Origin of the sequence: Lysobacter stagni (genome assembly GCF_030053425.1) — a bacterium.
GTDB classification, from domain to species: Bacteria; Pseudomonadota; Gammaproteobacteria; order Xanthomonadales; family Xanthomonadaceae; genus Lysobacter_J; species Lysobacter_J stagni.
In genome coordinates, this window is the sequence record NZ_JASGBI010000001.1 from 2666237 (window position 1) to 2692712 (window position 26476).

The 26476-nt window shown below is 67.6% G+C and carries 20 protein-coding genes; 10 read left to right on the top strand and 10 right to left on the bottom strand.

What is annotated here, in order from left to right:
* Positions 1–16: 16 nt before the first annotated feature.
* The 5 genes from QLQ15_RS12380 (at position 17) to QLQ15_RS12400 (ending at position 4203) form a co-directional block, all read left to right on the top strand.
* On the top strand, positions 17–1006 hold the full coding sequence (locus QLQ15_RS12380; RefSeq protein ID WP_283213072.1) for an FKBP-type peptidyl-prolyl cis-trans isomerase: 990 nt from the start codon (positions 17–19) through the stop codon (positions 1004–1006).
* Positions 1007–1111: 105 nt separating this feature from the next.
* Positions 1112–1894, top strand: coding sequence for a BamJ family beta-barrel-assembly machinery protein (gene bamJ / locus QLQ15_RS12385; protein WP_283213073.1), 783 nt, complete (start codon positions 1112–1114; stop codon positions 1892–1894).
* A gap of 65 nt (positions 1895–1959) precedes the next feature.
* On the top strand, positions 1960–3300 hold the full coding sequence (locus tag QLQ15_RS12390; RefSeq protein ID WP_283213074.1) for a UDP-glucose dehydrogenase family protein: 1341 nt from the start codon (positions 1960–1962) through the stop codon (positions 3298–3300).
* 1 nt (position 3301) lies between these two features.
* Entirely contained in the window at positions 3302–3541 is a 240-nt protein-coding gene (locus QLQ15_RS12395; protein ID WP_283213075.1) for a SlyX family protein, read from the top strand.
* Between the two features lie 8 nt (positions 3542–3549).
* On the top strand, positions 3550–4203 hold the full coding sequence (locus QLQ15_RS12400; protein ID WP_283213076.1) for a DUF2058 domain-containing protein: 654 nt from the start codon (positions 3550–3552) through the stop codon (positions 4201–4203).
* Positions 4204–4280: 77 nt separating this feature from the next.
* Here QLQ15_RS12400 and QLQ15_RS12405 read toward each other — a convergent pair whose 3' ends face one another.
* Genes QLQ15_RS12405 through QLQ15_RS12425 form a run of 5 tightly spaced genes read right to left on the bottom strand, consistent with a single transcriptional unit; the run spans position 4281 to position 10961 of the window.
* A complete protein-coding gene (locus tag QLQ15_RS12405) occupies positions 4281–4991 on the bottom strand; it encodes a hypothetical protein (protein ID WP_283213077.1) in 711 nt (236 codons plus the stop codon).
* A gap of 60 nt (positions 4992–5051) precedes the next feature.
* Positions 5052–6206: a prephenate dehydrogenase gene (locus QLQ15_RS12410; RefSeq protein ID WP_283213078.1), complete on the bottom strand. Its 1155-nt coding sequence runs from the start codon at positions 6204–6206 to the stop codon at positions 5052–5054.
* The gene (gene metH, locus QLQ15_RS12415) at positions 6203–8890 is read right to left on the bottom strand and encodes a methionine synthase (RefSeq protein ID WP_283213079.1); all 2688 of its coding nucleotides are present in this window, start codon (positions 8888–8890) and stop codon (positions 6203–6205) included. The genes QLQ15_RS12410 and metH overlap by 4 nt, the downstream gene beginning before the upstream one ends.
* Positions 8887–9999, bottom strand: a complete 1113-nt coding sequence (locus QLQ15_RS12420; RefSeq protein ID WP_283213080.1) for a homocysteine S-methyltransferase family protein — start codon at positions 9997–9999, stop codon at positions 8887–8889. The genes metH and QLQ15_RS12420 overlap by 4 nt, the downstream gene beginning before the upstream one ends.
* Entirely contained in the window at positions 9996–10961 is a 966-nt protein-coding gene (locus QLQ15_RS12425) for an ArsR/SmtB family transcription factor (protein ID WP_432277811.1), read from the bottom strand. The genes QLQ15_RS12420 and QLQ15_RS12425 overlap by 4 nt, the downstream gene beginning before the upstream one ends.
* Positions 10962–11177: 216 nt before the next feature.
* Here QLQ15_RS12425 and QLQ15_RS12430 point away from each other — a divergent pair, with 216 nt between their 5' ends.
* From QLQ15_RS12430 to QLQ15_RS12440, 3 genes are all read left to right on the top strand, one after another.
* Positions 11178–12359, top strand: coding sequence for an acyl-CoA dehydrogenase family protein (locus tag QLQ15_RS12430; RefSeq protein WP_432277859.1), 1182 nt, complete (start codon positions 11178–11180; stop codon positions 12357–12359).
* A gap of 203 nt (positions 12360–12562) precedes the next feature.
* Positions 12563–17584, top strand: a complete 5022-nt coding sequence (locus QLQ15_RS12435) for an NAD-glutamate dehydrogenase (RefSeq protein ID WP_283213082.1) — start codon at positions 12563–12565, stop codon at positions 17582–17584.
* 203 nt (positions 17585–17787) lie between these two features.
* Entirely contained in the window at positions 17788–18561 is a 774-nt protein-coding gene (locus tag QLQ15_RS12440; protein WP_283213083.1) for an NAD kinase, read from the top strand.
* A gap of 344 nt (positions 18562–18905) precedes the next feature.
* Here QLQ15_RS12440 and QLQ15_RS12445 read toward each other — a convergent pair whose 3' ends face one another.
* Positions 18906–20351, bottom strand: coding sequence for a DUF1254 domain-containing protein (locus QLQ15_RS12445; RefSeq protein WP_283213084.1), 1446 nt, complete (start codon positions 20349–20351; stop codon positions 18906–18908).
* A 161-nt stretch (positions 20352–20512) separates the two neighbouring features.
* On the opposite strand from QLQ15_RS12445, the gene QLQ15_RS12450 reads away from it, so the two are divergent.
* The gene (locus QLQ15_RS12450) at positions 20513–21427 is read left to right on the top strand and encodes a 5'-nucleotidase (protein WP_283213085.1); all 915 of its coding nucleotides are present in this window, start codon (positions 20513–20515) and stop codon (positions 21425–21427) included.
* Between the two features lie 57 nt (positions 21428–21484).
* Here QLQ15_RS12450 and QLQ15_RS12455 read toward each other — a convergent pair whose 3' ends face one another.
* The 3 genes from QLQ15_RS12455 to QLQ15_RS12465 all read right to left on the bottom strand — a co-directional run bounded on the left by QLQ15_RS12455 (position 21485) and on the right by QLQ15_RS12465 (position 23919).
* On the bottom strand, positions 21485–22006 hold the full coding sequence (locus tag QLQ15_RS12455) for a CHRD domain-containing protein (RefSeq protein WP_283213086.1): 522 nt from the start codon (positions 22004–22006) through the stop codon (positions 21485–21487).
* A gap of 109 nt (positions 22007–22115) precedes the next feature.
* Positions 22116–22679, bottom strand: a complete 564-nt coding sequence (locus QLQ15_RS12460; protein ID WP_283213087.1) for a DUF2939 domain-containing protein — start codon at positions 22677–22679, stop codon at positions 22116–22118.
* A 70-nt stretch (positions 22680–22749) separates the two neighbouring features.
* The gene (locus QLQ15_RS12465) at positions 22750–23919 is read right to left on the bottom strand and encodes an MFS transporter (protein ID WP_283213088.1); all 1170 of its coding nucleotides are present in this window, start codon (positions 23917–23919) and stop codon (positions 22750–22752) included.
* A 210-nt stretch (positions 23920–24129) separates the two neighbouring features.
* On the opposite strand from QLQ15_RS12465, the gene QLQ15_RS12470 reads away from it, so the two are divergent.
* Complete coding sequence (locus tag QLQ15_RS12470) at positions 24130–25569, top strand: amino acid permease (RefSeq protein ID WP_283213089.1); 1440 nt, start codon at positions 24130–24132, stop codon at positions 25567–25569.
* Positions 25570–25638: 69 nt separating this feature from the next.
* On the opposite strand, the gene QLQ15_RS12475 is transcribed toward QLQ15_RS12470, so the two are convergent.
* A complete protein-coding gene (locus QLQ15_RS12475) occupies positions 25639–26475 on the bottom strand; it encodes an NAD-dependent protein deacetylase (protein WP_283213090.1) in 837 nt (278 codons plus the stop codon).
* Position 26476: the final 1 nt, after the last annotated feature.

A 26476-nucleotide genomic window follows, 5' to 3' on the forward strand; every position in this document is an offset into this window, starting at 1 on the left:
TCGAGTTGTCCATCCGATGAAGCTTTCCCCGCGCCACACCGGCCTCGCCCTGTCCATCGCCCTGCTTGCCGCCCTCACGGCCGCGTGCAGCAAGCCCGCCGACACGGACGAGTCCGCCAAGACCGAGACCGCGACGGATGCACCCTCCCGTCCCGTGACGGAGCTGACCACCGAACGCCAGAAGATCAGCTACCTGATTGGCGGCGACGTCGCCAAGTCCATCGAACCGGCCGCGCCCGACATGGACCTGGCCGCATTCGAGCGCGCACTGAAGAACGCCTTCGCTGGTCGCAAGCCGCTGCTTACCGAGGCGGAAGCGCAGGAGATCGTGCCGGCGCTGATGCATCGCATCGCCTCGCGCGCGGGACAGGCGCCGGCTGGTGCGGTCCCCGAGGTGCCGAAGGACAAGGTCGCCTACCTCGTCGGCGCCGATGTCGGCCGCTCGCTGGTGCCGCTGAAGGACGAGCTGGACCTGCCGGTGCTCGTGCAGGCCGTGCGCACCGCCTTCGACAAGGGCCCGTCGCTGCTGAGCGATGCTGAGCGCGATGAGCTGCGTGCCTCGTTCCCGCAGAAGATGCAGGAGCGGATGCAGGCGCGCGCGCTGGAGCAGGGCAGGAAGAACCAGGCCGAGGGCGCCACGTTTCTCGCCCAGAACAAGACGGTGAAGGGCGTGGTCACCACCGCCTCGGGCCTGCAGTACCTGGTGCTGCGACAGGGCTCGGGCGCGCGTCCGGCAGCCACCGACAAGGTGCGTGTGAACTACCGTGGCACGCTGCTCGACGGCACCGTGTTCGACAGCTCCTACCAGAGCGGCCAGCCGGCCGAGTTCGCCCTGAACGAGGTGATCCCGGGCTGGGCGGAGGGTGTCGCGAAGATGCCCGTCGGCAGCAAGTACCGTTTCTGGATCCCGGGCGATCTGGCCTATGGTCCGCAGGGCTCGCCCAACGGCGGAATCGGTCCGAACGCCACGCTCGTGTTCGACGTGGAACTGATGGGTATCCAGTAACACCGTACGCCGCACGTTCAGTTCCGCGCTGGCAGTTTGTCAGGCCGCATGCCGGGGCCGTGCTTGAATCGTCCCGGCCTTTCCTTCCGTCTGGAGCACCATCCGATGAACCTTTCCCCGCGCCACACCGGCCTCGCCCTTGCCGTCGCTTCGCTCGCCGCACTGACCGCCGCGTGCAACAAGCCTGCCGACAAGGCCGATGCCGCCAAGGCCGAATCCGCAGACGCGACCAAGCCCGGCGCCGCCGGCACGATCCCCGGCCTTGCGACGGAGAAGGAGCAGGTCAGCTACATGATCGGCATGGACATGGCGCGTTCGCTGGAGCCGGTCAAGGACGAGATCGACCTGGACACGCTGGCCAAGGCGCTCAAGAGTTCGCTGGCCGGCGAGAAGCTGCTGCTGGATGAGAAGCAGGCCGCGCAGATCCGCGACACGTTCGCGCAGAAGGTGCAGGCGCAGCGCATCGCCAAGATGATGGCCGATGCCAAGAAGAACCTGGCCGACGGCCAGCAGTTCCTCGCGCAGAACAGCAAGAAGCCTGGCGTGGTCACCACGCCGTCCGGCCTGCAGTACCAGGTGCTCACCGAAGGCAAGGGTCCCAAGCCCACGCCGACCGACACCGTCAGCGTGCACTACAAGGGAACGCTGCTCGACGGCACGTCCTTCGACAGTTCCTATGATCGCGGCGAGCCCGCGACGTTCCTGCTCGGTCGCCTGATGCCGGGCTGGCAGGAAGGCATCACGCTGATGCCGGTGGGCAGCAAGTACCGTCTGTGGATTCCGAGCAAGCTCGCCTACGGCGAACAGGGCGCCGGTCCGATCGGGCCGAACCAGACCCTGGTGTTCGAAGTCGAACTGCTCGACATCGCCAAACCGAACGCCAAGTAATCCCGTCCTGCGGGCGGTCGGCGCACGGTCGCCGCCCGCATCCCCCAGCAGCGAAAAGGATACCCATGCGCGTCACCATCTTCGGCACCGGCTATGTCGGCCTGGTCACCGGAACCTGCCTCGCGGACGTGGGGCACGACGTCGTCTGCGTGGACATCGACCAGGCCAAGGTCGATGGCCTCAACCGCGGCGTCATTCCGATCTACGAGCCCGGCCTTGAACCGATGGTCAAGGCGAACCACGCTGCGGGGCGCCTCACGTTCACCACCGATGCGCCCAGCGCGATCGCTCACGGCGACATCATCTTCATCGCCGTGGGCACGCCGCCCGACGAGGACGGCAGCGCCGACCTGAAGTACGTGTTGGCCGTGGCGCGCACCATCGGTGGGCACCTCGAGCGCGGCGTCGTGGTGGTCAACAAGTCCACCGTTCCGGTGGGCACCGCCGACAAGGTGCGCCAGACCATCGCGGGCGAACTCGCCGCGCGTGGTGTCGATGTCGCGTTCGACGTCGTTTCCAATCCCGAATTCCTGAAGGAAGGCGACGCGGTCAACGACTGCATGCGCCCGGATCGCATCATCGTCGGCGCCTCCAGCCAGCAGGCCATCGATCGCCTCAAGCGTCTGTACGCACCGTTCAATCGCAACCACGAGCGCATCGTGGTGATGGACGTGCGTTCGGCCGAGCTGACCAAGTACGCCGCCAATGCGATGCTGGCCACCAAGATCTCCTTCATGAACGAGATCGCCAACATCGCCGAACGCGTCGGCGCCGACGTGGAGATGGTGCGCCAGGGCATCGGTTCGGACCCGCGCATCGGCTGGCACTTCATCTATCCGGGCGCCGGCTACGGCGGTTCGTGCTTCCCCAAGGACGTGCAGGCGCTGGCGCGTACCTCGCAACAGCACGGCTACCGTGCCGAGCTGCTGGGCGCGGTGGAATCGGTCAACGAACGCCAGAAGGGTCATCTGTTCGAGCTGATCGAGCGCCACTACGGCGGGTCGATCGCGGGCAGGACGTTCGCCGTGTGGGGTCTGGCGTTCAAGCCCAACACCGACGATATGCGTGAGGCCTCCAGCCGCCGCCTGCTGCAACAGCTCTGGGACGCCGGCGCGCGGGTGCGGGCCTACGACCCGGAGGCCACCGAGGAAGCCCAGCGCATCTTCGGCGAGCGCGAGGACCTGGTGCTGTGCGATTCGGCCCGTGCCGCCCTGGCCGATGCCGACGCGCTGGTGGTGGTGACCGAGTGGAAGCAGTTCCGCAGCCCGGACTTCCAGCGCCTGCGCCAGTCCCTGACGGATGCCGTGATCTTCGACGGCCGCAACCTGTACCATCCGGACGAGGTCGAAGCCGCCGGCCTGGCCTACTACGGGATCGGGCGCGGCCGTTCGATCCAGTCGCACTGAGATGGGCGGAGAACGCAGCGAACTCGAACAGCGTCTGGTGGATCTGGAAACGCGGATCGCGTTCCAGGAGCAGGCGCTGTCCGACCTGAGCGACGCGCTGGCACAGGCGCGCAGCGAGGAAGGGCGCAATGCGCTGCTGATGCATCGGATGCTTGAGGAACTCAAGCAGATGCGCAGCGCGCTGGCGTCCAACCCGTTCTCCGCCGATCCGTCGCAGGAACCGCCGCCGCCGCACTATTGAACAAGGCAATGAGCAACAGTCTTCGCGATCAACTGATGGGCCTGGGCTTCAAGCCCGCGCCCAAGCCCGAACGTCCCGCACCGGCCAAGCAGGGCGCAAAGCCGTCCGGCAAGCACGAAGCGCGCGGTCCCGGCGGCAAGCCGCAGGGCGGTAGGCCCGACGGCCGCAAGCCCGATGCCCGCAAGCCCGACGCACGCAGGCACGGCCAGCGTCCGCCCGGGAAGCCGCAGTCGCGCGAGGACATCGACCTGGCCAAGGCGTACGCCATCCGCGCCCAGCGCGAGAAGGACGAGCGCATCGCCGCCGAGGCGGCGAAGCAGGAAGAAGCGCGCAAGCGTCGCGAAGCGCGCGCGAAGCTGGCCGAACTCGTCAAGGACAAGGCGCTCAACGACCCTGCCGCCGAGATCGCGCGCCACTTCCCGTACGGCGAGAAGATCAAGCGCGTCTACGTCAACGAAGGCCAGCTCAAGCAGCTCAACGCCGGCGAGCTGGGCGTGATCCAGATCGACGGTCGCTACCTTCTGGTCACGGCCGAACTGCTGGCACAGGCCGAAGCCATCTTCGCCCCGGCCATCGCGCTCAAGATCGATCCCAACGCACCGGCGGGAGACGACCCGTACGCCGATCCGCAGTACCAGGTTCCCGACGACCTGGTCTGGTAAGCGCGTCGCGCTCAAGCGCCGTAGTCTTCAACGATCCCCGGTGCGCGAGGTCGTGGCGGTAACGCAGCGCGCCGCGACTACCGTTCGCCCAGCAGCCACGCACTGGATTCGTGCGCGAACTCGCGCAGGTTCGACACGCCCAGGTCGCGGAGGATGCGATGGGTCTGGTGCGGCAGCGGTGATTCGTCGATGTCGTGCGGCGCGATGTTCTTGCCCGGGACGCCGGGCAGGAATTCCACGCCGGCGGCCGCGTAGCAGTGCTGCACCAGCGCCGAACAGTACAGCGCGCCTTCCTTCGCCAGCAGGTTCTCGCGCCGGCGAAGGCGACGGCTGTGCATGGCGAACAGTGTGCCGACCAGTTCGCTGAGGGAGTAGCTGCCCAGGCCCGACAACAGGTCCAGCGCGGCGCTCTGCACCTGTCGGACCTGGGTGTCGTCCAGTCCGAAGTCGAGGATCGCGATGTTCGGGAATGCCTCGGCATCGAAGTAACGGTCGACACGGTTTTCCTGTACGCCCAGGCGGATCTGGCGGTAACGCAGGTCCAGGTCGGACTCGATCACCCACCAGTGGCCATCGACGCGGCGCTCGCTGAAGACGAACGCGTGCGACCACAGACTGCGGTGTCCGTCGGCGGTCAGCGGCGCCTGCGCCTTGCGGATCAGCTTGTTGATCCAGTCGCGCCCGCCGCACAGCCCGATCCGGCCGGGGGCCGCGTGTTTCGCGATGAAGGCGGCGTTGTCGAGCTCGCGTGGTGCCGGTGGTACTGCCTGCTCATCGTTGAACGTCACGCCGGAACCCCCCTGTGGATGGCGCGATGATAGGGGCGATGGCAGCCCGATGTCCGCGACTCATTCGCGCCGCAGGTGGCAGCCCGACAGGACCCGGCCGATGCCTTCGGCCTCGATGCTGGCGCCCAGCATCGACAGTTCGTCCGCCGACATGGCCGCCACCTGTGCCGCGTCCAGGCCGATGCGGAAGTGCAGCTCGCCGTCGGGCGTCCGCGAGGAATGGATCGAAGCCAGGTTGACGCCGAGGCGTTCGAACACGGCCAGCAGTGCCCGCAACGAGCCGGGCCGGTCCTCAGGCAGGAAAACGCTCAGGTAGTCCGGACTTTCGAGGTCCACGAGCAGGTAACCGAGCCGCTCGAAACCATGGCTTCCGCCGACCAGAGTGGGGGTGCCGAAGAAGTCCGCGCTCCTCGCCAGCAGGCGTGAACGCACCTGGTGGCGCGCTTCGTCGCCACCGCGGCGCACGTTCGTGCGCAGGAACTCGATCGCTTCGGCGAAGCGGTCCAGCGCGGGCAATACGTGCGGATTCTCGAACTGGATGTCCTCGTAGATCGCAGGATTGCCCGAAAGGATGCGTTCGGTGACGGTCAGGTCGAGCTCGTAACCCACCGTGCGCAGCGGACGCAGGCGGTCCAGGCCGCCCAGCGAGGGCGCCAGCTCGCGCAGCACGTCGGCCTGCGCCATGTGCGCGGCGTGCACCAGCCCCTGGATCAGCGCCATCGCGCGATCGTGCTCGGACGGCTCCACGCTCACGCATTCGGCCTCGATCCGCGCAAGGAAATCGGCCAGCCAGTCGCGCCACGCATCGAGCCGGGCAGGGCACACCGCCATCACGCGTCCCTTCAGCGTCGGCGTCTTCGGCGGAGCGCACATCGGATGCAGCCCGACCACCTCCGCCTGCGAATGCAGCAGTTCAGTCACGGGCGTGTGCTTGGTGGACGTGAGGTCCATCCACAGGCGTCCGCGTTCGACGCCATCGGCCAGCGCCACGTACTGGCGGATCACCGCCGGCGTGTGGCGGATGGGCGTGCTGAAGATGAGCACATCGGCGCGACGGACCAGTTCGTGCGGCGGCAGCGTGTCTTCGCCGGCCGGATCGTGCCCGACGACCTGCAGGCCCATGCGATCTTCGAAGAACGCACGCAGCCAGCGGCCGTAGGCACCGTGGATTCCGACGATGCCGACGACCGGCGACGGGTCGCGCGCCGCACTCATTCCGGGTCGTAATCGAGGTTCGACGCCAGCCAGCGCTCCCCCTGGGCCAGGCTCACGCCCTTGCGGCGCGCGTAGTCCTCGACCTGTTCCTTCGACACGCGGCCGACCACGAAGTACTGGCTCTTCGGATGGCTGAAGTAGTAGCCGGACACCGCCGCGGCCGGGTACATCGCGAAGCTTTCCGTGAGCTGCACGCCGGCATTGCGCGGCGCATCAAGCAGGCGGAACAGCGTGGCCTTCTCGCTGTGCTCGGGGCAGGCCGGATAGCCCGGGGCAGGGCGGATGCCTTCGTACTTCTCATGGATGAGGGCGTCGTTGTCGAGTGATTCGGCCGAGGCGTAACCCCAGAAATCCTTGCGCACGCGCTCGTGCAGGCGCTCGGCCAGCGCTTCGGCGAAGCGGTCGGCCAGCGCCTTGAGCAGGATCGCGTTGTAGTCGTCGTGGTCGGCTTCGAAACGCGCGACGTGTTCCTCGATGCCGATGCCGGCGGTCACGGCGAACGCGCCGATCCAATCCTGCTTGCCGGAATCCTGCGGCGCGATGAAATCGGCCAGGCAGAAGTCGGGGCGGTCGACGGGCTTGTCGACCTGCTGGCGCAGGAAGTGCAAGGTCGTCGGCGTGCCGTCGACCCGTGCGACCACATCGTCGCCAACGCTGTTCGCCGGCCACAGGCCGAACACCGCCTTCGCGGTCAGCCATTTCTCGTCGACGATGCGCTTGAGCATCGCCCGGGCGTCGCGGTACAGCTCGCTGGCCTGCGCGCCGACCACTTCGTCGGTGAGGATCGCCGGGAACTTGCCCGCCAGTTCCCACGTGTTGAAGAACGGCGTCCAGTCGATGTACTCGACCAGCTCCGCCAGCGGGTAGTCGTCGAACACGTGCAGGCCGGGCTGCTTCGGCGCGATCGGCGTGTGCGTGTCCCAGCCACCGTCGAACCGCTGTCCGCGCGCCTTCTCCAGCGACACCAGGCGCTTGCCGTCGCCGCGGTGCTTGTGGCGCTCGCGGATCTCCGCGTAGTCGGCGTCGTTGGCGGCGACGAAGTTGCCGCGCAGTTCCTGGCTGATCAGCGACTGCGCCACGCCGACGGCGCGCGATGCGTCCTTCACCCAGACGGTGGGCGACTTGTAGTGCGGGTCGATCTTCAGCGCGGTGTGCGCGCGCGAGGTGGTCGCGCCGCCGATCAGCAGCGGCATCTGGAAGCCCTGGCGCTGCATTTCGCGGGCCACGTGGCTCATTTCCTCCAGCGACGGCGTGATCAGGCCCGACAGGCCGATCAGGTCCGCGTTCTCGGCCTTCGCTCGGTCGAGGATGGTCTGCGCCGGCACCATCACGCCAAGGTCGATCACTTCGAAGTTGTTGCACGCCAGCACCACGCCGACGATGTTCTTGCCGATGTCGTGCACGTCGCCCTTCACCGTCGCCATGACGATCTTGCCGTTGGACTTGCCCGCATCGCCGGTGCGCAGCTTCTCGGCCTCGATGTAGGGGAGCAGATAGGCCACGGCCTTCTTCATCACGCGTGCGGACTTCACCACCTGCGGCAGGAACATCTTGCCGGCGCCGAACAGATCGCCGACGACGTTCATGCCGTCCATCAGCGGGCCTTCGATCACGTCCAGCGGACGCGTGGACTGCGCACGCGCTTCCTCGGTGTCGGCCTCGATGTACTGGTCGATGCCGTGCACCAGCGAGTGGCTCAGGCGCTCGCGCACGGGCTTCTCGCGCCAGCGCAGGTCCTCGACCTTCTTCTCGCCCTTCTTGCCCTTGTAGCGGTCGGCGATCTCGAGCAGGCGCTCGGTCGCGTCGCTGCGGCGGTTGAGCACCACATCCTCGACGCGCTCGCGCAGGTCGGTGTCGAGATCGTCGTAGAGGGGCAGGGCGCCGGCGTTGACGATGCCCATGTCCATGCCCGCGCGGATCGCGTGGTACAGGAACACGACGTGGATGGCCTGGCGCACCGGCTCGTTGCCGCGGAACGAGAACGACACGTTCGACACGCCGCCGGAAATGTGGCTGAAGGGAAAGCGGCGCTTGAGTTCGCGCGTGGCTTCGATGAAGGCCACGGCGTAGTCGTTGTGCTCCTCGATGCCCGTGGCGATGGCGAACACGTTGGGATCGAAGATGATGTCTTCCGGCGGAAAACCGATCTCCTGCGTGAGCAGGCGGTAGGCGCGCGAGCAGATCTCGATCTTGCGCTCGACGGTGTCGGCCTGTCCGGACTCATCGAAGGCCATGACGACGACGGCGGCGCCGTAGCGGCGCACCAGCCGCGCCTGGCGCAGGAATTCGGCCTCGCCTTCCTTCATCGAGATGGAGTTGACGATGCCCTTGCCCTGAAGGCACTTCAGGCCGGCCTCGATGACGCTGAACTTCGAGCTGTCCACCATCACCGGCACGCGCGCGATGTCCGGCTCGGCGGCGATCAGGTTGAGGAACTCCACCATGGCGCGCTCGGAATCGAGCAGGCCCTCGTCCATGTTGACGTCGATGACCTGCGCGCCGTTCTCGACCTGCTGGCGCGCGACGACGACGGCCTCGTCCAGGCGGCCTTCGAGGATCAGCTTCTTGAACTGCGCGCTGCCGGTGACGTTGGTGCGCTCACCGACGTTGATGAAGTTGCTTTCGGGCGTGATCTGCAGCGGTTCCAGGCCACTGAGGCGCGTCTGCCGGGGCAGGGCGCTCATGCAGCCTGCTCCGCGATGGCGCTCTGCACATCGGGCAGGGCGCGAGGCGCATGCGCCGACACCGCCTTCGCGATCGCCGCGATGTGCGCCGGCGTCGTGCCGCAGCATCCACCGACCAGGTTGAGCAGGCCGGCACGGGCGAAATCGCCCAGTACGGCGGCCATGTCCTCGGGCGTTTCGTCGTAGCCGCCGAACGCGTTGGGCAGGCCGGCGTTGGGATGCGTGCTGACGTACGCGTCGGCGACCTGCGCCAGCACGTCCACGTGCACGCGCAGGTCCTTCGCACCGAGTGCGCAGTTCAGGCCGATCGCCATCGGCTGCGAATGGCGCAGCGAATACCAGAACGCTTCGGCGGTCTGTCCCGACAGCGTGCGGCCGGAGGCGTCGGTGATCGTGCCGGACACCATCACCGGCAGGCGCGTGCCGCGCGCCTCGAAGGCTTCCTCGATGGCGAACAGCGCGGCTTTCGCGTTGAGCGTGTCGAACACCGTTTCCACCATCAGTACATCGCTTCCGCCGTCGATCAGTCCGTCGGCGGCTTCGCGGTAGGCCACGCGCAGCTCGTCGAAGGAGATGGCGCGGAAGCCGGGGCGGTTCACGTCCGGGCTCAGGGAGGCCGTGCGGCTGGTCGGGCCCAGTACGCCGATGACGAAGCGCGGACGCGACGGATCCTTCGCCTCGGCTTCGTCGCAGGCGGTCCGCGCCAGGCGGGCGCCGGCTTCGTTGAGCTCGCGTGCCAGATGTTCCAGGCCGTAGTCGGCAAGAGAAACGGTGGTCGAGTTGAAGGTGTTCGTTTCGATCAGGTCCGCGCCGGCATCCAGATACTGCGAGTGGATGTCGTGGATGATCTGCGGCTGGGTCAGGCTGAGCAGGTCGTTGTTGCCGCGCTGGTCGCGCGCGCAACCGCAGCCGTCGCCGTGCGCGTGGTCGACGAGGTCGTAGGCGTGGTCGTAACCGTGCGCGAAGCGCTCGCCGCGGTATGCGGCCTCGTCCAGACCGTGCTGCTGGATCATGGTGCCCATCGCGCCATCGATGATCAGGATGCGTTCGCTCAGCAACTTCTGCAGCGCCTGCGCGCGCGAAGGATTGAGCCAGGGCAGGGTGTTCATGCGGACTTCCTCGTGTTCTTGCGTGCGGCTTCGCCTGCCTTGCGGCCAATCAGGGCGATGACTTCGAAATGCGGCGGGCGACGCTCGCGCGTGACCGTTTCACAGCTGGTGACCTCGATGCCCGCCTTGCTGGCGAAGCGGAGCAGTTCCTTCTCGGAGAAGCCGAGGTTCACGTGACCGTAGGCCTCCACCACGTTGCGGTGTTCATGGCGCGCCAGGCTGGTGAGCAGCAGGCGGCCGCCGGGGCGCAGCACGCGTGCCGCCTCGGCCACGGCCTGGGCCGGGTGTTCGGCGTAGGTCAGCGAGTGCATCAGCACGACCAGGTCGAAATGCGCGTCGTCGAACGGCAGCGCGTGCATGTCGCCTTCGCGCACCTCGACGTTCTTCAGCTTGCGGAGGCGTTCGGAGGCCGCCAGCACCACCTTTGTGCTGGCGTCCAGGCAGACATAGCGATGCGAATGCGGGGCCAGCAGCTCGGCGAGCACGCCGTCGCCCGAGGCGATGTCCAGGACGTCGCCGGGCTCCAGCAGCGGCAGCGCCGAGCGCGCCATCGCCTCCCACGTGCGGCCGGGGGAGTAATGGCGCTCCATGTCGCCGGCGACAGTGTCGGCCCAGTTCTGGTCGGCGGCCCGCGAGGCCAGCACGTCGGACACGCGCTCGGCGTCCTGGCGCAGGAGCGGGTCGTCGCTGCCTTCGCGCAGGGTCTGCCACAGGGCGCGCTGCGCCCCGTCCAGCGCGGCGTCGTCGAACCGGTAATAGGCCGACACGCCCGCGCGGCGGTCGCGGACCAGGCCGGCCTCCTTCAGCTTGGCCAGGTGCGTGGAGACGCGGGGCTGGGCCAGTCGGGTGATCGCCGAGAGCTCGGCGACCGTCAGTTCTTCACGCTCCAGCAGTGCGAGCAGGCGCACGCGCGTGGCGTCGGCGAATACCTTCAGCCGTGACGACCAGCCTTCCAGATCCATGTTTCATCAACCTATCGCGATATAGCGATAAGTTTGTTCTGCAAGGCGCGCAGGGTCAAGGGTGATGTGAAGGTAGCGCTAACACTCGTGGTCGTGCCAAGTCACCTGGAGCGTTCCGCAACGGGCGGAACGGGGCGTTTGCCGCGCTGCGCGATGGCCTCGTCCGACATCGGCCAGTTACAATTCGCCGGCTCGCAAGTTCAAACGCATTCGAATATTCCAGCACGAGGTATCGACGTGGATTTCAGCTTCACCGAAGAGCAGTTGATGATCCAGGATGTGGCCCGCCGCATCGCCCAGGAAAAGATTGCTCCCAGCGCCGAGCACCACGACAGGACCGGTGAGTTCCCGCTCGAGAACATCCGCACCCTGGGCGAGAACGGCCTGATGGGCATCGAGGTGCCGGCCGAGTACGGCGGCGCGGGCATGGACCCGATCAGCTACGTGCTGGCCATGATCGAGATCGCCGCGGGCGATGCCGCGCATTCGACCATCATGTCGGTCAACAACTCGCTGTTCTGCAACGGCATCCTGAAGTTCGGCACCGAGGCGCAGAAGCAGACGTACGTGCGTGCCATTGCCGAAGGCCGCGAGATCGGCGCCTTCGCGCTGACCGAGCCGCAGTCGGGCTCCGATGCCACCGCCATGCGCTGCAAGGCCACCAAGCAGGCCGACGGCACCTACGTCATCAGCGGCAAGAAGAGCTGGATCACGTCCGGCCCGGTCGCCAAGTATTTCGTGCTGTTCGCGATGACCGACCCGGACAAGGGCGCGCGCGGCATCACCGCGTTCCTGGTCGACGGCGATCGCGCCGGCTTCCACCGCGGCAAGACCGAACCGAAGCTGGGCATCCGCGCCTCCGCCACGTGCGAGATCGAGTTCGACGGGTACGTCGCACAGCCCGAGGACGTGCTGGGCGATGAAGGCCACGGCTTCAAGATCGCGATGAGCGTGCTGGACGCCGGTCGCATCGGCATCGCCAGCCAGGCCATCGGCATCGCGCGCGCGGCGTACGAGAGGACGCTGGAATACGTGAAGGAGCGCAAGGCCTTCGGCGCTGCCATCGGCACGTTCCAGATGACCCAGGCCAAGATCGCCGACATGAAGTGCAAGCTCGATGCAGCCACGCTGCTGACGCTGCGTGCGGCCTGGCAGAAGGGCGAGTACGACAAGGGCGGCGCGCGCTTCAGCAACGAGGCGGCCATCGCCAAGCTCACCGCATCGGAAGCGGCGATGTGGATCACCCACCAGGCCGTGCAGATCCACGGCGGCATGGGCTATTCCAAGGAAATGCCGCTGGAGCGCTATTTCCGCGACGCCAAGATCACCGAGATCTACGAAGGCACCAGCGAGATCCAGCGCCTGGTGATCGCACGCAACGAAACCGGAATGCGCTGACCCCCGGCACGCCATGAAACGTTTCGGATCGTCGCGCCCCACCGCCTGTCCTGTCGACCGCGGCCGCGAAGGGCGCAAACCACATCCCGCTGCGCACGCAGCGGTATCGCGCCAAGTCGTGTCCGCGAACTGCCCGTACTGAACCGTATCCCCCGGCCCGCGCGAATAGCGTGGGCCTCTTTCCATTGGAACTTCGAGTTGCCATGAGCACCAAACGTACTGCCGCCAAAACCGCCGCGCCGTCGAAGAACCTGCCGTCGAAGGCCGCCTCGTCCAAGAGCACGGGCAAGACCGTCGCGAAGGACGACACCGTCTCGCTCGCTCCCATCATCGAGGCGATGCGCAAGCAGCTGCCCAAGGCGCGCCACGCCGAGGCCGAGGCCTTCATCCACGCGTTCTACAAGCGCATGAGCAGCGACGAGCTGCCGCAGCACAACGCGCAGGGCTGGGCCGAGCTGGCCGTCGACTTCCTCGACTTCGCGCGCGCGCGCAAGCCGGGCAAGGCGCTGGTTCGCCTGTTCAACCCCACCGTGAAGAACGAGGGTTGGGAATCCACCCACACCGTCGTCCAGATCGCCAACGACGACATGCCGTTCCTGGTCGACTCGGTGACGATGGCGCTCGCCGAACAGGGCGTCGGCGTGCACGTGCTGGGCCATCCTGTGGTGAAGTTCCAGCGCGACAAGGCCGGCAAGCTGCTGTCGGTGGGCGAGGGACAACCCGAATCGCTGATGCACCTGGAGATCGACCGCCAGCCCGCCGAGGCGATGCCGAAGATCCAGAAGGCACTGGAAGCGGTGCTGGGCGACGTGCGCGCCTCGGTGCGCGACTGGCCGCAGATGAAGGCCAAGATGGGCCATGTCGCGGACGAACTGGGCCAGCGCAACCTTCCGGTCAGCGAAGCGGGCAAGCACGAGGCGCAGGAGTTCCTGCGCTGGGCGGCCGACAATCACTTCACCTTCCTGGGCTACCGCGAGTACGAAGTCGTCAAGAAGGGCGACCAGGAAGTCCTCAGCGCCATCCAGTCCAGCGGCATGGGCCTGCTGCGCGACAAGGACGTGGGCAAGCCGCGCCTGCTGACCTCGCTGGCGGCGCACTACATGCCGCAATCCGGTTCGGTGGATGCGCTGATCCTCACCAAGACCAACTCGCGCGCCACCGTGCACCGTCCGGGCTACATGGACTACATCGGTGTGCTCAGCTTCGATGCGAAGGGCAAGCCGGTGCGCGAGGAGCGCTTCCTCGGCCTGTACACCTCCAGCGCCTACAACCGCCGCCCGTGGGACATCCCGCTGGTGCGCGAGCGCCACAACTACGTGATGCAGCATTCCGGGCTGGCGCCGGACAGCCACAGCGGCAAGGCGCTGCGCCACATCCTGGAATCGCTGCCGCGCGACGAGATGTTCCAGGCCAGCGAAGAGGAGTTGCTGCGCACCGCGTCCGGCATCCTCGGCCTGCAGGAACGCGTGCGCAGCAAGCTGTTCCTGCGCCGCGACCGTTATGGCCGCTTCTTCTCGGTGCTGGTCTACATCCCGCGTGACCGCTTCAACACCGACGTGCGCCTGCGCATCGAGTCGATGCTCAAGCGCGAGCTGCACGGCGAGCACGTGGATTCGTCCGTGACGCTGGGCGGTGAATCGCCGCTCGCGCAGGTGCACCTGATCGTGCGTCCGAAGTCGGGCGAGGCGATCGAGACCGACAGCGCGAAGATCGAGAGCGAGCTGTCGAAGATCGTGCGCAACTGGCAGGACGACCTGCGTGAGAAGCTGGTGGCGCGCCACGGCGAACAGCGCGGCCTCACGCTCACCAACACCTACGGACGTGCCTTGCCGGCGGGCTACATCGAGGACGTCAGCGCCGCCGTGGCCGCCGACGACGTCGAGCACCTGGCCGCGCTGACCGGTCCGGACGACCTGCGCCTGAGCCTGTACCGCACGCACGGTGGCGAAGGCGGCCTGCGCTTCAAGTTCTACCGCCAGAACGACGACATCCCGCTGTCCGATGCGCTGCCGATGATGGAGAACATGGGCCTTCGGGTGATCTCCGAGCACCCGTACCGCCTCAACGTCAACGGACAGACGCTGTTCGTGCAGGACTTCGAGGTCGAGGCCGCCGATCCCAACCTGGATGTATCCAACCTCGACGAGAACTTCGAGCAGGCCTTCGCGCAGATCTGGCGCGGCAATGCCGAGAACGACGGCTTCAACCGCCTGATCCTCACCGCCAACCTGTCCTGGCGCCAGGTCTCGATGCTGCGCGGCTACTGCAAGTACCTGCTGCAGGTGGGCGTGCCGTTCTCGCAGAGCTACGTGGAAGAGACGCTCAACCGCTACCCGCTGTTGGCGCGCCTGTTGGTCGAACTGTTCGAAGCCAAGTTCGATCCGGTCACCGGCAACGAGAGCAAGGCCGAGATCAAGGCCGGCATGGAGCAGTTCCGTGCGCAGCTGCACGCGCTCGCGCACGGCGACGACGCCACGCTCGCCACGCTGGCACCGGCCATCGAGGCGCGCGCCGGCAAGCGCGAGGCGCAGGTCGAGGCCACGCGCGAGTCGCTGAAGGGCCTGTTCGACCGCGTCGCCAGCCTGGACGAGGACCGCATCCTGCGCAGCTTCATCGGCGTGATCGATGCCACGCTGCGCACCAGCTACTACATCCAGTACAAGGACGGCCTGCGCGCCGACGGCGGTCCGGCCGACTACATCAGCTTCAAGTTCGATTCGTCGAAGGTGCCGGATCTGCCGAAGCCGCGTCCGTACCGCGAGATCTTCGTCTACGGTCCGCGTGTGGAAGGCGTGCACCTGCGCTTCGGCCCGGTCGCGCGTGGCGGCCTGCGCTGGTCGGATCGCCGCGAGGACTTCCGTACCGAAGTGCTGGGCCTGGTGAAGGCGCAGATGGTGAAGAACACCGTCATCGTGCCGGTGGGTTCGAAGGGCGGCTTCTTCGCCAAGCAGCTGCCGGACCCGGCGGTTGATCGCGATGCGTGGTTCAACGAAGGCGTGGCCTGCTACAAGCGCTTCATCAACGGCCTGCTCGACATCACCGACAACCTGGTCAACGGCAAGGTCGTGCCGCCGGGCAACGTGGTGCGCCACGACAACGACGACCCGTACCTGGTCGTCGCCGCGGACAAGGGCACCGCGACGTTCTCCGACATCGCCAACGGCATCGCCCGCGCGCACGGCTTCTGGCTGGACGACGCGTTCGCCTCGGGCGGTTCGGTCGGTTACGACCACAAGGGTATGGGCATCACCGCGCGCGGCGCGTGGGAGTCGGTCAAGCGCCACTTCCGCGCCATGGGACGCGACAGCCAGAAGCAGGAGTTCACGGTCGTCGGCATCGGCGACATGTCGGGCGACGTGTTCGGCAACGGCATGCTGCTGAGCAAGCAGATCCGTCTGCTGGCCGCGTTCGATCACCGCCACATCTTCCTGGACCCGAACCCGGACGCGGCGAAGACGTTCAAGGAACGCGAGCGCATGTTCAAGCTGCCGCGCTCGAGCTGGGACGACTACGACAAGTCGCTCATCAGCAAGGGCGGCGGCGTGTTCCCGCGCTCGGCCAAGTCGATTCCGCTGTCGCCGGAAATCAAGGCCGCGCTGGGCATCGACAACGGCGTGACCGCGATGAGCCCGGTGGAACTGCTCAGCGCGATCCTGAAGGCGCCGGTGGACCTGCTGTGGAACGGCGGCATCGGCACCTACGTGAAGGCCTCCACGGAAAGCAACGCCGATGTCGGCGACCGCGCCAACAACGCGCTGCGCGTCAACGGCCGCGACCTGCGCTGCAAGGTGGTGGGCGAGGGCGGCAACCTGGGCATGACCCAGCTGGGCCGCATCGAGGCCGCGCAGCACGGCGTGCTGCTCAACACCGACTTCATCGACAACTCCGCCGGCGTGGACACCTCCGACCATGAGGTGAACATCAAGATCCTGCTCAACGGCGAAGTGCAGAAGAAGAAGCTGACGCTGCCCGAGCGCAACAAGCTGCTGGCGAAGATGACCGACGAGGTCGCGCAGCTGGTGCTCAACGACAACTACCGCCAGAACCAGGCCATCAGCCTGATGGAGCGGATGAGCGTGCACCGCCTGGGCTCCAAGCAGCACTTCATCCGAACGCTGGAATCGCAGGGCCTGCTCGATCGCCAGATCGAGTTCCTGCCGTCGGATGCCGAGATCGCCGAGCGCAAGGCGCGCGGCCAGGGCCTGACCCGTCCGGAACTGGCGGTGCTGCTGTCGTACAGCAAGATCGTGCTGTTCCAGCAGTTGCTGGAATCGGACGTGCCGGAAGATCCGTACTTGTCGAAGGAACTGGTGCGCTACTTCCCGCAGCCGCTGCAGGCCACCTACGCCAAGGCGATGGAAGGCCACCGCCTGAAGCGCGAGATCATCGCCACCGCGGTGACCAACTCGATGGTCAACCGCATGGGCGCGACGTTCACGCTGCGCATGACCGAGGACACCGGCCGCACGCCGGCCGAAGTCGCCGAGGCCTACACCATCGCCCGCGAGGCGGTGGATGCGCGTGGCCTGTGGGCGCAGATCGATGCGCTCGACGGCAAGGTGCCGGAGGCCGTGCAGGTCGACGCGCTGCAGGTCATCTGGCACCTGCTGCGCTCGATGTCGCGCTGGCTGTTGTCGCGTCCGGGCAAGGTGCCGGAGATCACCGCTGCGATGGCGCGTTACGGCGACGGCATCAATGCCGTGCGCGCTGCGCTGCCGCAGGTGCTGTCGGGCGTGCGTCGTGATGCGTACGACGCGCGCACGGCCGAGTGGAAGGGCAAGGGCCTGCCGGCCGTGCTAGCCGAACAGCTGGCTGCGTTGCCGCTGCTGGAGTTCGGTTGCGACATCGTCGAGATCTCGCTGGCGCGCAAGCTGTCGCCGGTCGAGGTGGCCAAGGCCTACTTCGCCCTGGGCGCCGCGCTGAGCCTGCCCTGGCTGTACGAGCAGGTCGAGCAGCTGTCGGTGGATGGTCGCTGGCAGGCGCTCGCCCGCGGCGCGTTGCGCGACGAACTGGCCTCGCAGGCGCGTTCGCTGGTGTCGCAGATCCTGGCCGAGGGCGGCAAGAAGCCGGTGGAGCAGAAGGTCGACGCGTGGATCAAGCGCGATGACGCCTCGCTGCGCTTCACCCTGGCGATGTTCGCCGACCTGCACAGCCAGAAGGCGCTGGACTACCCGACGCTGTCGGTCGCGGTGCGTCGCCTGGCACAGGTAGCCTCCGCGGGGTAAGGCAGGCCGCTCGCGCCGCATCGCGCCGCGCGTTTGCACCTCTGTGTTGAAAAGCCCGGCTTCGGCCGGGCTTTTTCTTTGGTCCGTAGCGTTTGGCCGACGCGTCCTTGCCCCGGGTCGCTGGGCGCATCGACCTGATCTGCGGGCACCGATGACAGTCATCGCCGGTCGGTTATCCTGACGGCCTCACTCCGGAGCCGCCGATGACCGCGACGCCACGCATCGCCTTCCTCGCCAGTCCCGCCGAAGAGGCGCAGCGCGCACTCCAGGCGCTCATTGCACGCCATGGACAGCACGCCCCGGAAGACGCCGACGTGCTGGTCGCTCTCGGCGGCGACGGCTTCATGCTTTCCACGCTGCACCGTCACGGCGGCCTGGGCAGACCGGTGTACGGCATGAAGCTGGGTACGGTGGGCTTCCTGATGAACCACCACGAAGGCGACGACCTGCTCGCGCGCCTGCATGCCGCCGAGCCCGCGGTGTTGCGTCCGCTGGAGATGGTGGCGATGACCGAGTCCGGTGCCACCGTCGGTTCGCTGGCCTACAACGAAGTCTCGCTGCTGCGGCAGACCCGACAGGCCGCTCACCTGCGCATCGACCTCAATGGCGAGACGCGGCTGGATGAACTCATCTGCGACGGCGTGCTCGTTGCCACGCCGGCCGGCAGTACCGCCTACAACTTTTCCGCGCTCGGCCCGATCCTGCCGCTGGGCGCGAACGTGGTCGCGCTGACTCCCATCGCCGCGTTCCGTCCCCGCCGCTGGCGCGGGGCGGTGCTCAAGGCCGATACGGAAGTGTGTTTCCGCGTGCTTGATCCTTACAAGCGACCCGTCAGCGCCACCGCCGACTCGCATGAAGTGCGCGACGTGGTGGAAGTCACCATCCGCGAATCGCACGACCGCACCGTCACGCTGCTGTTCGATCCGGAGCACAACCTCGAAGAACGGATGCTGGCCGAGCAGTTCATTTCCGGGTGAGGCCACGCGCTTGCGAACCATTGGTTCGCGCGTGGCCGAACGCCCGGCCATGGATGGCCGGGCCGGGCGATCCGGAGCCGGCGGTGCCGCGCCATGGATGGCGACGCGACGTCGACCGATGCAACCACCTGCGCGGCATGGTCGCGCGGAAAACCGAACGCACGACCCCGAAAGCCGTCATCCCCGCGAAGGCGGGGATCCAGCTTTGTACGTATCACACTCGCCGGAAGAGGTGAGCCTGCAGCCCGTTGGATTCCCGCCTACGCGGGAATGACGAGCTGGGGGCAACGTCCAGGGATCCCGCTCACGCGGGAATGACGGCATGGGAGGGCACGCGGATCGCCTCATTCCTTCCCGCGCACCCGCTCCACCTTCGGCGACGACCACTCGTACTCCAGTAGCGCGTCCTTCGGCCAGTAATAGCGCGCGACGAGCATGAACCGGCCGTCCGGCGCGGGCAGCCAGTTCGCCTCGCGACCGGGTCCCGGCGAATCCTTCTGGATGTGGATGGTGATGCCGCCGTCCGCGTCGGTCTTCAGTTGCGGCAGCATCGCGGAGTTGATCGTGTAGCGGTTGATCGGATTCGGTACCAGGTGCTGCTGCGGCATGGTGTAGGCCGTGAGCGACCAGAATGCGTTGACCGGTGGCAGCCGGTCCTTCTCGAAGCGGAATCTGTAGGCGCGCTGGCTGCCATCGAGCAGTTCATCGTGGTCGTCCATTTCGTAGGTGCGGTAGATCGCTTCCACGCGCGAGTTGCCGCCCAGGCCGATCTGCGCCGCAGCGGCGCGCGCGATGTAGTCGTTGTTGAGTTCCTCACGCGTGCCGAACAACTGATCGGCGCGGCCCGTCACGGCGGCTCGACGCGATTCGATCTCCTTCTGCCCGTCGGCCATGCCGTCCACGAGGGCCTGGCGTTGCGCCGGCGACAACGCGGCGACATCGAGCTTCCCGCCCGGAACCACGCCGATGCGTGCGAAGCGGTCGCGCAGGTGCTTCTCGGACGGATGCACGGGCGCGAACTGCAGCAGGAAGGCGAGCTGGTTGAAGAACTCCGGCGACGTGCGCGACTGGTCTGGCGGCAACGATGGAATCCAGTCGACCTTCCGCGCGGGCGGCGGCGTCGGCGTGCCGGCGAAGGCCGACAGCGGTTGCAGCCGGTAGCCCGCCTGTACCTGCTTCACGTTCTCCATGTCGTCCGGGCCGAACAGCTGCGTGCGGCCGGCGAGGGTGACCAGATGCGTCTCGGCGCGGATCACCTTGTCGATGCCGGGAGGCATCGGTCCGTCCCAGTCGGGTCCGGCGATGAGGTAGTTGCCGCCGTTGCTGCCGGTCGCGCGGCTGCCGATGTAGTCGAAGTTGAACGTGTACAGATCGATCAGCTGGAACACGAAGTAGCGCTTGGGGTCGATCTTCGGAATGCTCAGCACCATCGGTTCGCGACGCAGGTCGAGGTTGGCCAGGCTGTACGGCGTATCGGCATTGGGCGTCACGACGGCGGTATCGTCGGGCGTGAACACGCGGTCGAAGTTGATCAACGTATTGAAGGGCGCGCGATAGAGGGGATCGCGTCGATCGATGTTGTAGGCATGGATCTGCCGGTACTGGTCGACCATCGGCACGCCGAACACGTAGGCATCGCGCGCGATGGCGCGCGCTTCCTCGGGTGTGGCGGTGAACGTGGCGTTGGCGTGCGACGTGGATGGCGGCTGCGCCGCCTCGCGACGGCATGCGGCCAGCATGAGCGCCGGGACGAGCAACGCGGTCAGCATCAGGATCGGCCGGGGGGACATGGCGTTCTCCTTGCGGTTCGGCCTGAGGGAGGCCACCGGCTGCGTGCTCGGGCGGATGCGGGCCACGAAGCCGTTCGCGCGGACAGTACACCCCGGAACGCTCAGGAAAGATCAAGATGGCCGACCCGGCGCCCGGGGCCGGGCTCGGGCACAATAGGGCCATGCCCGACCGTGATGCCGATCCACTGATCGTCGCGATTTCCTCGCGCACCCTGTTCGACATGGAAGAAAGCCACGCGCTGTTCGAGCGCGAGGGCATCGATGCGTACGCCGATTTCCAGCGCTCGCACGAGGACGACCTGCTCACGCCGGGCATCGCCTTCCCGCTGGTGCGCAAGCTGCTGGCGCTGAACGAGGGCGCGGCGCCGGAAGCGCCGCGTGTCGAGGTGATCCTGATTTCGCGCAATTCCGCCGACAGCGGGCTGCGCATCTTCAATTCGATCGCGCATCACAACCTGGCGATCAAGCGCGCGGCTTTCAGCAACGGCGCGCCGCCGTATCCCTACATCCGGCCCTTCGGCGCGGACCTGTTCCTGTCGGCCAACGCCGAGGACGTCCGCAACGCGCTGGCCGCCGGCGTGGCCGCAGCGACGCTGCTGCCGTCCAAGGCGCCGCAGAAGCGCCACGACCAGCTGCGCATCGCTTTCGACGGCGACGCGGTGATCTTCGACGACGAGGGCGAGCGCGTTTCGCGCGAAGGCGGCCTGGCGGCCTTCACCGAGCACGAGCGCAGCCATGCCGGCGAGCCGCTGTCGGGCGGACCGTTTCGCGGTTTCCTCGATGCACTGCATCGCCTGCAGCAGGCATTCCCGACGGGGCAGGCATCGCCGATCCGCACCGCGCTGGTGACGGCGCGCTCGATTCCCGCGCACGAACGCGTGATCCGCACGTTGCGTGAGTGGGACATCCGCCTGGATGAAGCGCTGTTCCTCGGCGGACGCGCCAAGGGGCCGTTCCTCGACGCGTTCGGCGCGGACATCTTCTTCGACGATTCCGAGCACAACATCCTGTCCGCGCGCGATCACGTCGCCGCCGGCCACGTGCCGCACGGCATCGCGAACCGCGGCAAGCCGTAAGACGCGATTGCCGCGAGGCCTCTCTCCCACGGGGAGAGGTGCCGACCAACGCCAGCATCAATCGTGATCGTGCCCCAGCTGGCTGCGGATCTCGCCGCCGGGCCATAGCGTGCTGTGCACGTTGGCATAGGCGATGCCTTCGCGCAGCGCGCGGATCACCTCGTCCAGTTCGCCGGCGGCAACACCCTGCGCGGCCGGACCGATCACGTTGGCGGCGGTGATGACGCCGGTGATGCGCGCCGGCGGTGCCGGGCAGCTCTGCGTGCCAGCCGGGCCGTTGCCCAGGTTGGTGCACAGGAACACCGCGATGCCACCGTTCACGCTCTTCTGGCCGATATGGATGTGGGCCTGGGTGACGGTGCCTTCGAGAGCGGCGTAGGCCAGCTCGTAGTAGATCGCGTCGCCGTTCGGGCTGATGCGTGCGCGGAAACTGCCACTTCCATCCGTGGACAGCGCCGGCACTTCCTGCGCGCCTTCCAGCACGGCGCGGAACTGGCGGTCTTCCGCACGACTGTCCTGGACATGGAGCGCCGTCGCGGCCGTCAGTGCGGCCATGACGGACACGGCAAGGCGTGTCATGACGTTCTCCTCGCATGGTCGGCGCCAGTCGCGCCGAGCGGACGGTGGTACGGCCGCCGTTATCCCGGAGTCAAAAGCGCGCGGTCGCCGTCGTGCAGGCGACGAGCGGTCACGCGGAGCCGGCGAGGAGCGCCTCGAGCGGCAGCCGGATGTCGGCGAGTTTCCAGCGCAGCCCTTCGCGCTTGAGAACGAACACCACCGGGTCGCCGTCGGCGGTCAGCACCGTTGCGGTGAAGCGCGAGGGTGATTCGAAACGGTACTTCGCGTCGCGCAGCGGATCCGGCGGAGGCTGGTGTGCATAGCTGTCGTCGGTGCGGATGCCTCCGCCGCTGATCCTGTGCAGCAGCCCGCGTCCCTGCAGCACCGCACCGATGCCGGCCGGTGTGGCGAGCGTATCGACGATGCCGCCTGCGGCAGTGTTCGCCAGGCCGAGCGCGATGGCACCCAACGGATTGCGCTGCACGTCGACCCCCGCCTTGCGCGCGATGGCGTCCTCGACCTGGGCGCGCAGGCTGCTGCGCACCGCGGGGAAATCGACATGCGCCTGCAATGCGGCGGTGTCTTCGGCGGCGATCGCCTCGCGAATCGCGTTGACGGTCATGAAAGGTCCGGCGGCAATCCAGCCCACCAGGGCGATTGCCACCACGACCAGCAAGGCGATCCATTTCTTCATGCGCGTGTCCGCGGGAAACCGGCGCACAGAGTAGAGGGCGGGCGTCGCACCGGAGATGAAGGCACTGCGCTCAGCCTTCCAGCGCGGGCGAGGGGCGTGCCGCGCGAACCGGCAGCACATGGGCGGCCAGGGCGATACAGGCGATCGCGGAACCCGTGAGGAAGGCCCAGGTGCCGCCGCCCATCTGCCACGCCACGGCCGCGACACCGGCACCGGCGACGCCGCCAATGCCGCCGCTGAAACCGTACAACAGGCCCTGCGCGGCGCTCATGTCACGACGCTGCGGGAACAGTTCGGCCATGCGGCGCATGCAGCCGGCGTGGAACGCAGCAAAGCTGAAGGCATGCCCGGTCTGCGCGATGGCCATCCATGCGAATGACGGTCCGAACAGCGCCACGATCGCCCAGCGGGCAATCGTGGAAACCAGGCACGCGGTCATCAGGCGGTGCGCGCCAAAGCGCTGCACCAGTCGCGGCGCCAGCCAGAACATGCCGATCTCGCACAGCACGCCGATCGCCCACAGCACGCCCACGGCAAGCCCGCCGTGCCCCTGCGCCTGCAGGTGCAACGTGTAGAACACGTAGAACGGGCCGAAACCCAGCTGCATCAGCAATGCCGTGACCAGCAGGTGCCGCACGCCCGGACGGCGCCAGAGCTGCCCATTCGCCGTGCCGTCATCCGACGCGTGCGGCGCGGGGCGATCATCGCGGTGCAGCCAGGCAGCGGCCACCGTCAGTGCCAACCAGGGCAGGGTGAGCCACACGAACGCATCGTTGCCCAGTCGATCGAGCAGCCAGCCATACGTGCCGGCGACGACGAGAAAGCCGACCGAGCCCCACATCCGGATGCGCCCGTAATCGTGATTGCGCGGGCCGAGCGCCGACAGTGTCATCGCCTCGAACTGCGGCATGACGGCGTTGAAGAAGACCCCGAACCACGCCATGACCACGAACAGCATCACGCCCCGGTCGAAGCCGGCAAATGCCGCAAAGCCGAGCAGGGCCAGTGCGCATCCGGCGACGAGCCAGTGTCCCGGCGTCGCGCTGCGTCCGCTCAGGCGGGCCCAGGTTGGCGGCGCGACGATGCGTCCGCCGTACCACAGAGCCAGCATCGCCCCGACCACGTAACCACCGTGACCGTTGGCCGCGACCCAGCGACCGATATAGGGCGTGTAGGCGCCCAGCGCCCCGTAGTAGCCCAGGTAGAACAGCGCGTATCGGCGGAAATCGGCGGGAGACACAACGCGGTACCGGGCAGGGCGCCAGAGTATGGCCCGAAAGCATGGGCGCGCAGCGTCGACCTGCTCACACCGGAGGCGGTCGCGCAGGGCTTGCGTGGACGTACGGCCCCGTACCCTGCGATGCGTGCTCCGGCAAGCTGCACCGCACATCGCATCCGGTCCCGGGATGCTGCACCATGGCGCCTTTCCATCGGCTCGAACGAGGGTTCCATGCGGACATGGCTCCGGCGCAAGAACATCGACCAGATCACGCAACATGAGGAAGGCCGGCGCCTGGTTCCCACGTTGAGCTGGCCACATCTGGTCGCGCTGGGCATCGGCGCCATCGTCGGCACCGGCATCTACACCCTCATCGGCGTGGGCGCGGACAAGGCCGGCCCGGCCGTGCTGCTGTCCTTCATCGTCGCCGGCGTGGTCTGCGCCTGTGCGGCGCTGGCCTACGCCGAGATGTCGACGATGATGCCGGCCGCCGGCAGCGCCTACACCTACAGCTACACCGTGCTCGGCGAGGCCATCGCCTGGGTCGTGGGCTGGAGCCTGATCCTGGAGTACTCGCTGGTCGTCAGCACCGTGGCGGTGGGCTGGTCGGGCTACTTCGTCGGCTTCCTGGAATGGGTGCACACACAAACAGGATGGGACGTAGTCCTGCCTGCCGCGCTGGCCGCCGGTCCGCACGCCGGTGGCGTGCTCAACGTGCCGGCCATCGTCATCACCTTCCTGGTCGCCGGCATGCTGATCGCGGGCACGCGCGAGAGCGCCACGCTCAACGCGGTGCTGGTGGTGTTCAAGCTGATCGCGCTGGCGGTGTTCATCGCCGTCGCGCTGCCGGCGTTCGACAGCCAGAACCTGCACCCGTTCATGCCGTACGGCTTCCCCAAGTCGGTCGACGCACAGGGCGTGGAGCGCGGCGTGATGGCCGCGGCAGCGATCATCTTCTTCGCCTTCTACGGATTCGATGCGATCTCCACCGCGGCGGAGGAAACCAAGAACCCCGGCCGCGACCTGTCGATCGGCATCGTCGGTTCGATGGTCGGCTGCACGCTGATCTACGTGCTGGTGGCGATGGCGGCGGTGGGCGCGATGAACTACACCGTGTTCGGCAAGAGCGCCGAACCGCTGGCACTGATCATGCGTGAGCTGGGCCACGGCACGGCGGCGCTGGTGATCGGCATCGTCGCGGTGATCGCGCTGCCGACCGTGCTGCTGGCCTTCTTCTACGGCCAGAGCCGCATCTTCTTCGTGATGTCGCGCGACGGCCTGCTGCCCCGCAGCCTGTCGAAGGTGAACCCGCGCACCGGCACGCCGGTGGCCATCACGGTGTTCACGGCCATCCTCGTGGCCGCGCTGGCCGGCGTGGCGCGCCTGGACGAGATCGCCGCGCTCGCCAATGCCGGCACGCTGGTCGCGTTCATCGCGGTGGCGGTGTGCCTGCTGGTGCTGCGCAAGCGCGACCCGGCGCGTCCGCGCGTGTTCCGCACGCCGATGGCGTGGGTGGTGGGCCCGCTCGCGATCTTCGGCTGTCTGTACCTGTTCTGGAGCCTGCCGCATCGCACGCAGCTGTGGTTCCTCGTGTGGAACGTGGTCGGCGTGATCGTGTACGTCGCCTACAGCCGTCGCACGAGCCTGCTGGCGAAGGGTCAGGAGGCATAGTCGTCGGCAACACGCTTGCGCAGGACGAAGAAAGGGCGCCGCGAGGCGCCCTTTCGCGTGATGGGCCGATCAGGCCAGTGCCGCTTCCAGCACCGTGCCGGCGTCTTCCTCGATCTTCAGCCCCGCCAGATCATCCGCACGCGTGCGCCCGCGGTTGAGGATCGCGATCGGAAGCCCGGCCTCGTTCGCCATGCGCGCGAAGCGGAAGCCCGAGTACACCATCAACGACGATCCGATCACCAGCAACGCATCGGACGCCTGCAATGCCTCCGTTGCCCGCCGGCTGCGTTCGCGCGGCACGTTCTCGCCGAAGAACACCACGTCGGGCTTGAGCATGCCGCCGCAGTGCGCGCACGGTGGAACACGGAAGGAACGGAAGTCGCGCCCTTCCAGATCGGCGTCGCCGTCCGGTGCGGTGGCGGCGTCGAGGCCGGCCCATTCCGGATTCAGGTCGGCAAGACGCTCCTGCAGCGCAGCGCGTTGCGATGGGACACCGCACCCCAGGCAGACGACGCCGTCCAGCCGGCCGTGCAGGTCGATCACCGACCGGCTGCCGGCGCGCTGGTGCAGGCCGTCGACGTTCTGCGTGAGCAGCACCGACTGGCGCCCCTGCGTTTCCCACAGGGCGAGGGCGCGGTGCACGGCGTTGGGCTGCGCCTGCGCTATCCGCGGCCAGCCGATGAAGCTGCGCGCCCAGTAGCGGGCGTTGGTCAGCGGGTCGCCGGTGAAGACCTGGTAGGTGACCGGCGGCGTGCGCTTCCACTGGCCGTCGGCATCGCGATAGTCCGGAATGCCTGAACCGGTGCTGCAGCCGGCCCCGGTGAGGACGAACACGCGTTCGCGCGGCGCCAGCCATTCGCGCAGGCGTTCGGCCGAAGGAGCGACGGAGTTGGGTGCGGCGGACATG

What these genes read in the sequence shown, in the direction of transcription:
- QLQ15_RS12380 (WP_283213072.1), top strand. Translation starts at nt 17, where the DNA reads ATGAAGCTTTCCCCGCGCCACACCGGCCTCGCCCTGTCCATCGCCCTG.
- bamJ (WP_283213073.1), top strand. Translation starts at nt 1,112, where the DNA reads ATGAACCTTTCCCCGCGCCACACCGGCCTCGCCCTTGCCGTCGCTTCG.
- QLQ15_RS12390 (WP_283213074.1), top strand. Translation starts at nt 1,960, where the DNA reads ATGCGCGTCACCATCTTCGGCACCGGCTATGTCGGCCTGGTCACCGGA.
- QLQ15_RS12395 (WP_283213075.1), top strand. Translation starts at nt 3,302, where the DNA reads ATGGGCGGAGAACGCAGCGAACTCGAACAGCGTCTGGTGGATCTGGAA.
- QLQ15_RS12400 (WP_283213076.1), top strand. Translation starts at nt 3,550, where the DNA reads ATGAGCAACAGTCTTCGCGATCAACTGATGGGCCTGGGCTTCAAGCCC.
- QLQ15_RS12410 (WP_283213078.1), bottom strand. Translation starts at nt 6,206, where the DNA reads ATGAGTGCGGCGCGCGACCCGTCGCCGGTCGTCGGCATCGTCGGAATC.
- metH (WP_283213079.1), bottom strand. Translation starts at nt 8,890, where the DNA reads ATGAGCGCCCTGCCCCGGCAGACGCGCCTCAGTGGCCTGGAACCGCTG.
- QLQ15_RS12420 (WP_283213080.1), bottom strand. Translation starts at nt 9,999, where the DNA reads ATGAACACCCTGCCCTGGCTCAATCCTTCGCGCGCGCAGGCGCTGCAG.
- QLQ15_RS12425 (WP_432277811.1), bottom strand. Translation starts at nt 10,961, where the DNA reads ATGGATCTGGAAGGCTGGTCGTCACGGCTGAAGGTATTCGCCGACGCC.
- QLQ15_RS12435 (WP_283213082.1), top strand. Translation starts at nt 12,563, where the DNA reads ATGAGCACCAAACGTACTGCCGCCAAAACCGCCGCGCCGTCGAAGAAC.
- QLQ15_RS12440 (WP_283213083.1), top strand. Translation starts at nt 17,788, where the DNA reads ATGACCGCGACGCCACGCATCGCCTTCCTCGCCAGTCCCGCCGAAGAG.
- QLQ15_RS12445 (WP_283213084.1), bottom strand. Translation starts at nt 20,351, where the DNA reads ATGTCCCCCCGGCCGATCCTGATGCTGACCGCGTTGCTCGTCCCGGCG.
- QLQ15_RS12450 (WP_283213085.1), top strand. Translation starts at nt 20,513, where the DNA reads ATGCCCGACCGTGATGCCGATCCACTGATCGTCGCGATTTCCTCGCGC.
- QLQ15_RS12455 (WP_283213086.1), bottom strand. Translation starts at nt 22,006, where the DNA reads ATGACACGCCTTGCCGTGTCCGTCATGGCCGCACTGACGGCCGCGACG.
- QLQ15_RS12460 (WP_283213087.1), bottom strand. Translation starts at nt 22,679, where the DNA reads ATGAAGAAATGGATCGCCTTGCTGGTCGTGGTGGCAATCGCCCTGGTG.
- QLQ15_RS12470 (WP_283213089.1), top strand. Translation starts at nt 24,130, where the DNA reads ATGCGGACATGGCTCCGGCGCAAGAACATCGACCAGATCACGCAACAT.
- QLQ15_RS12475 (WP_283213090.1), bottom strand. Translation starts at nt 26,475, where the DNA reads ATGTCCGCCGCACCCAACTCCGTCGCTCCTTCGGCCGAACGCCTGCGC.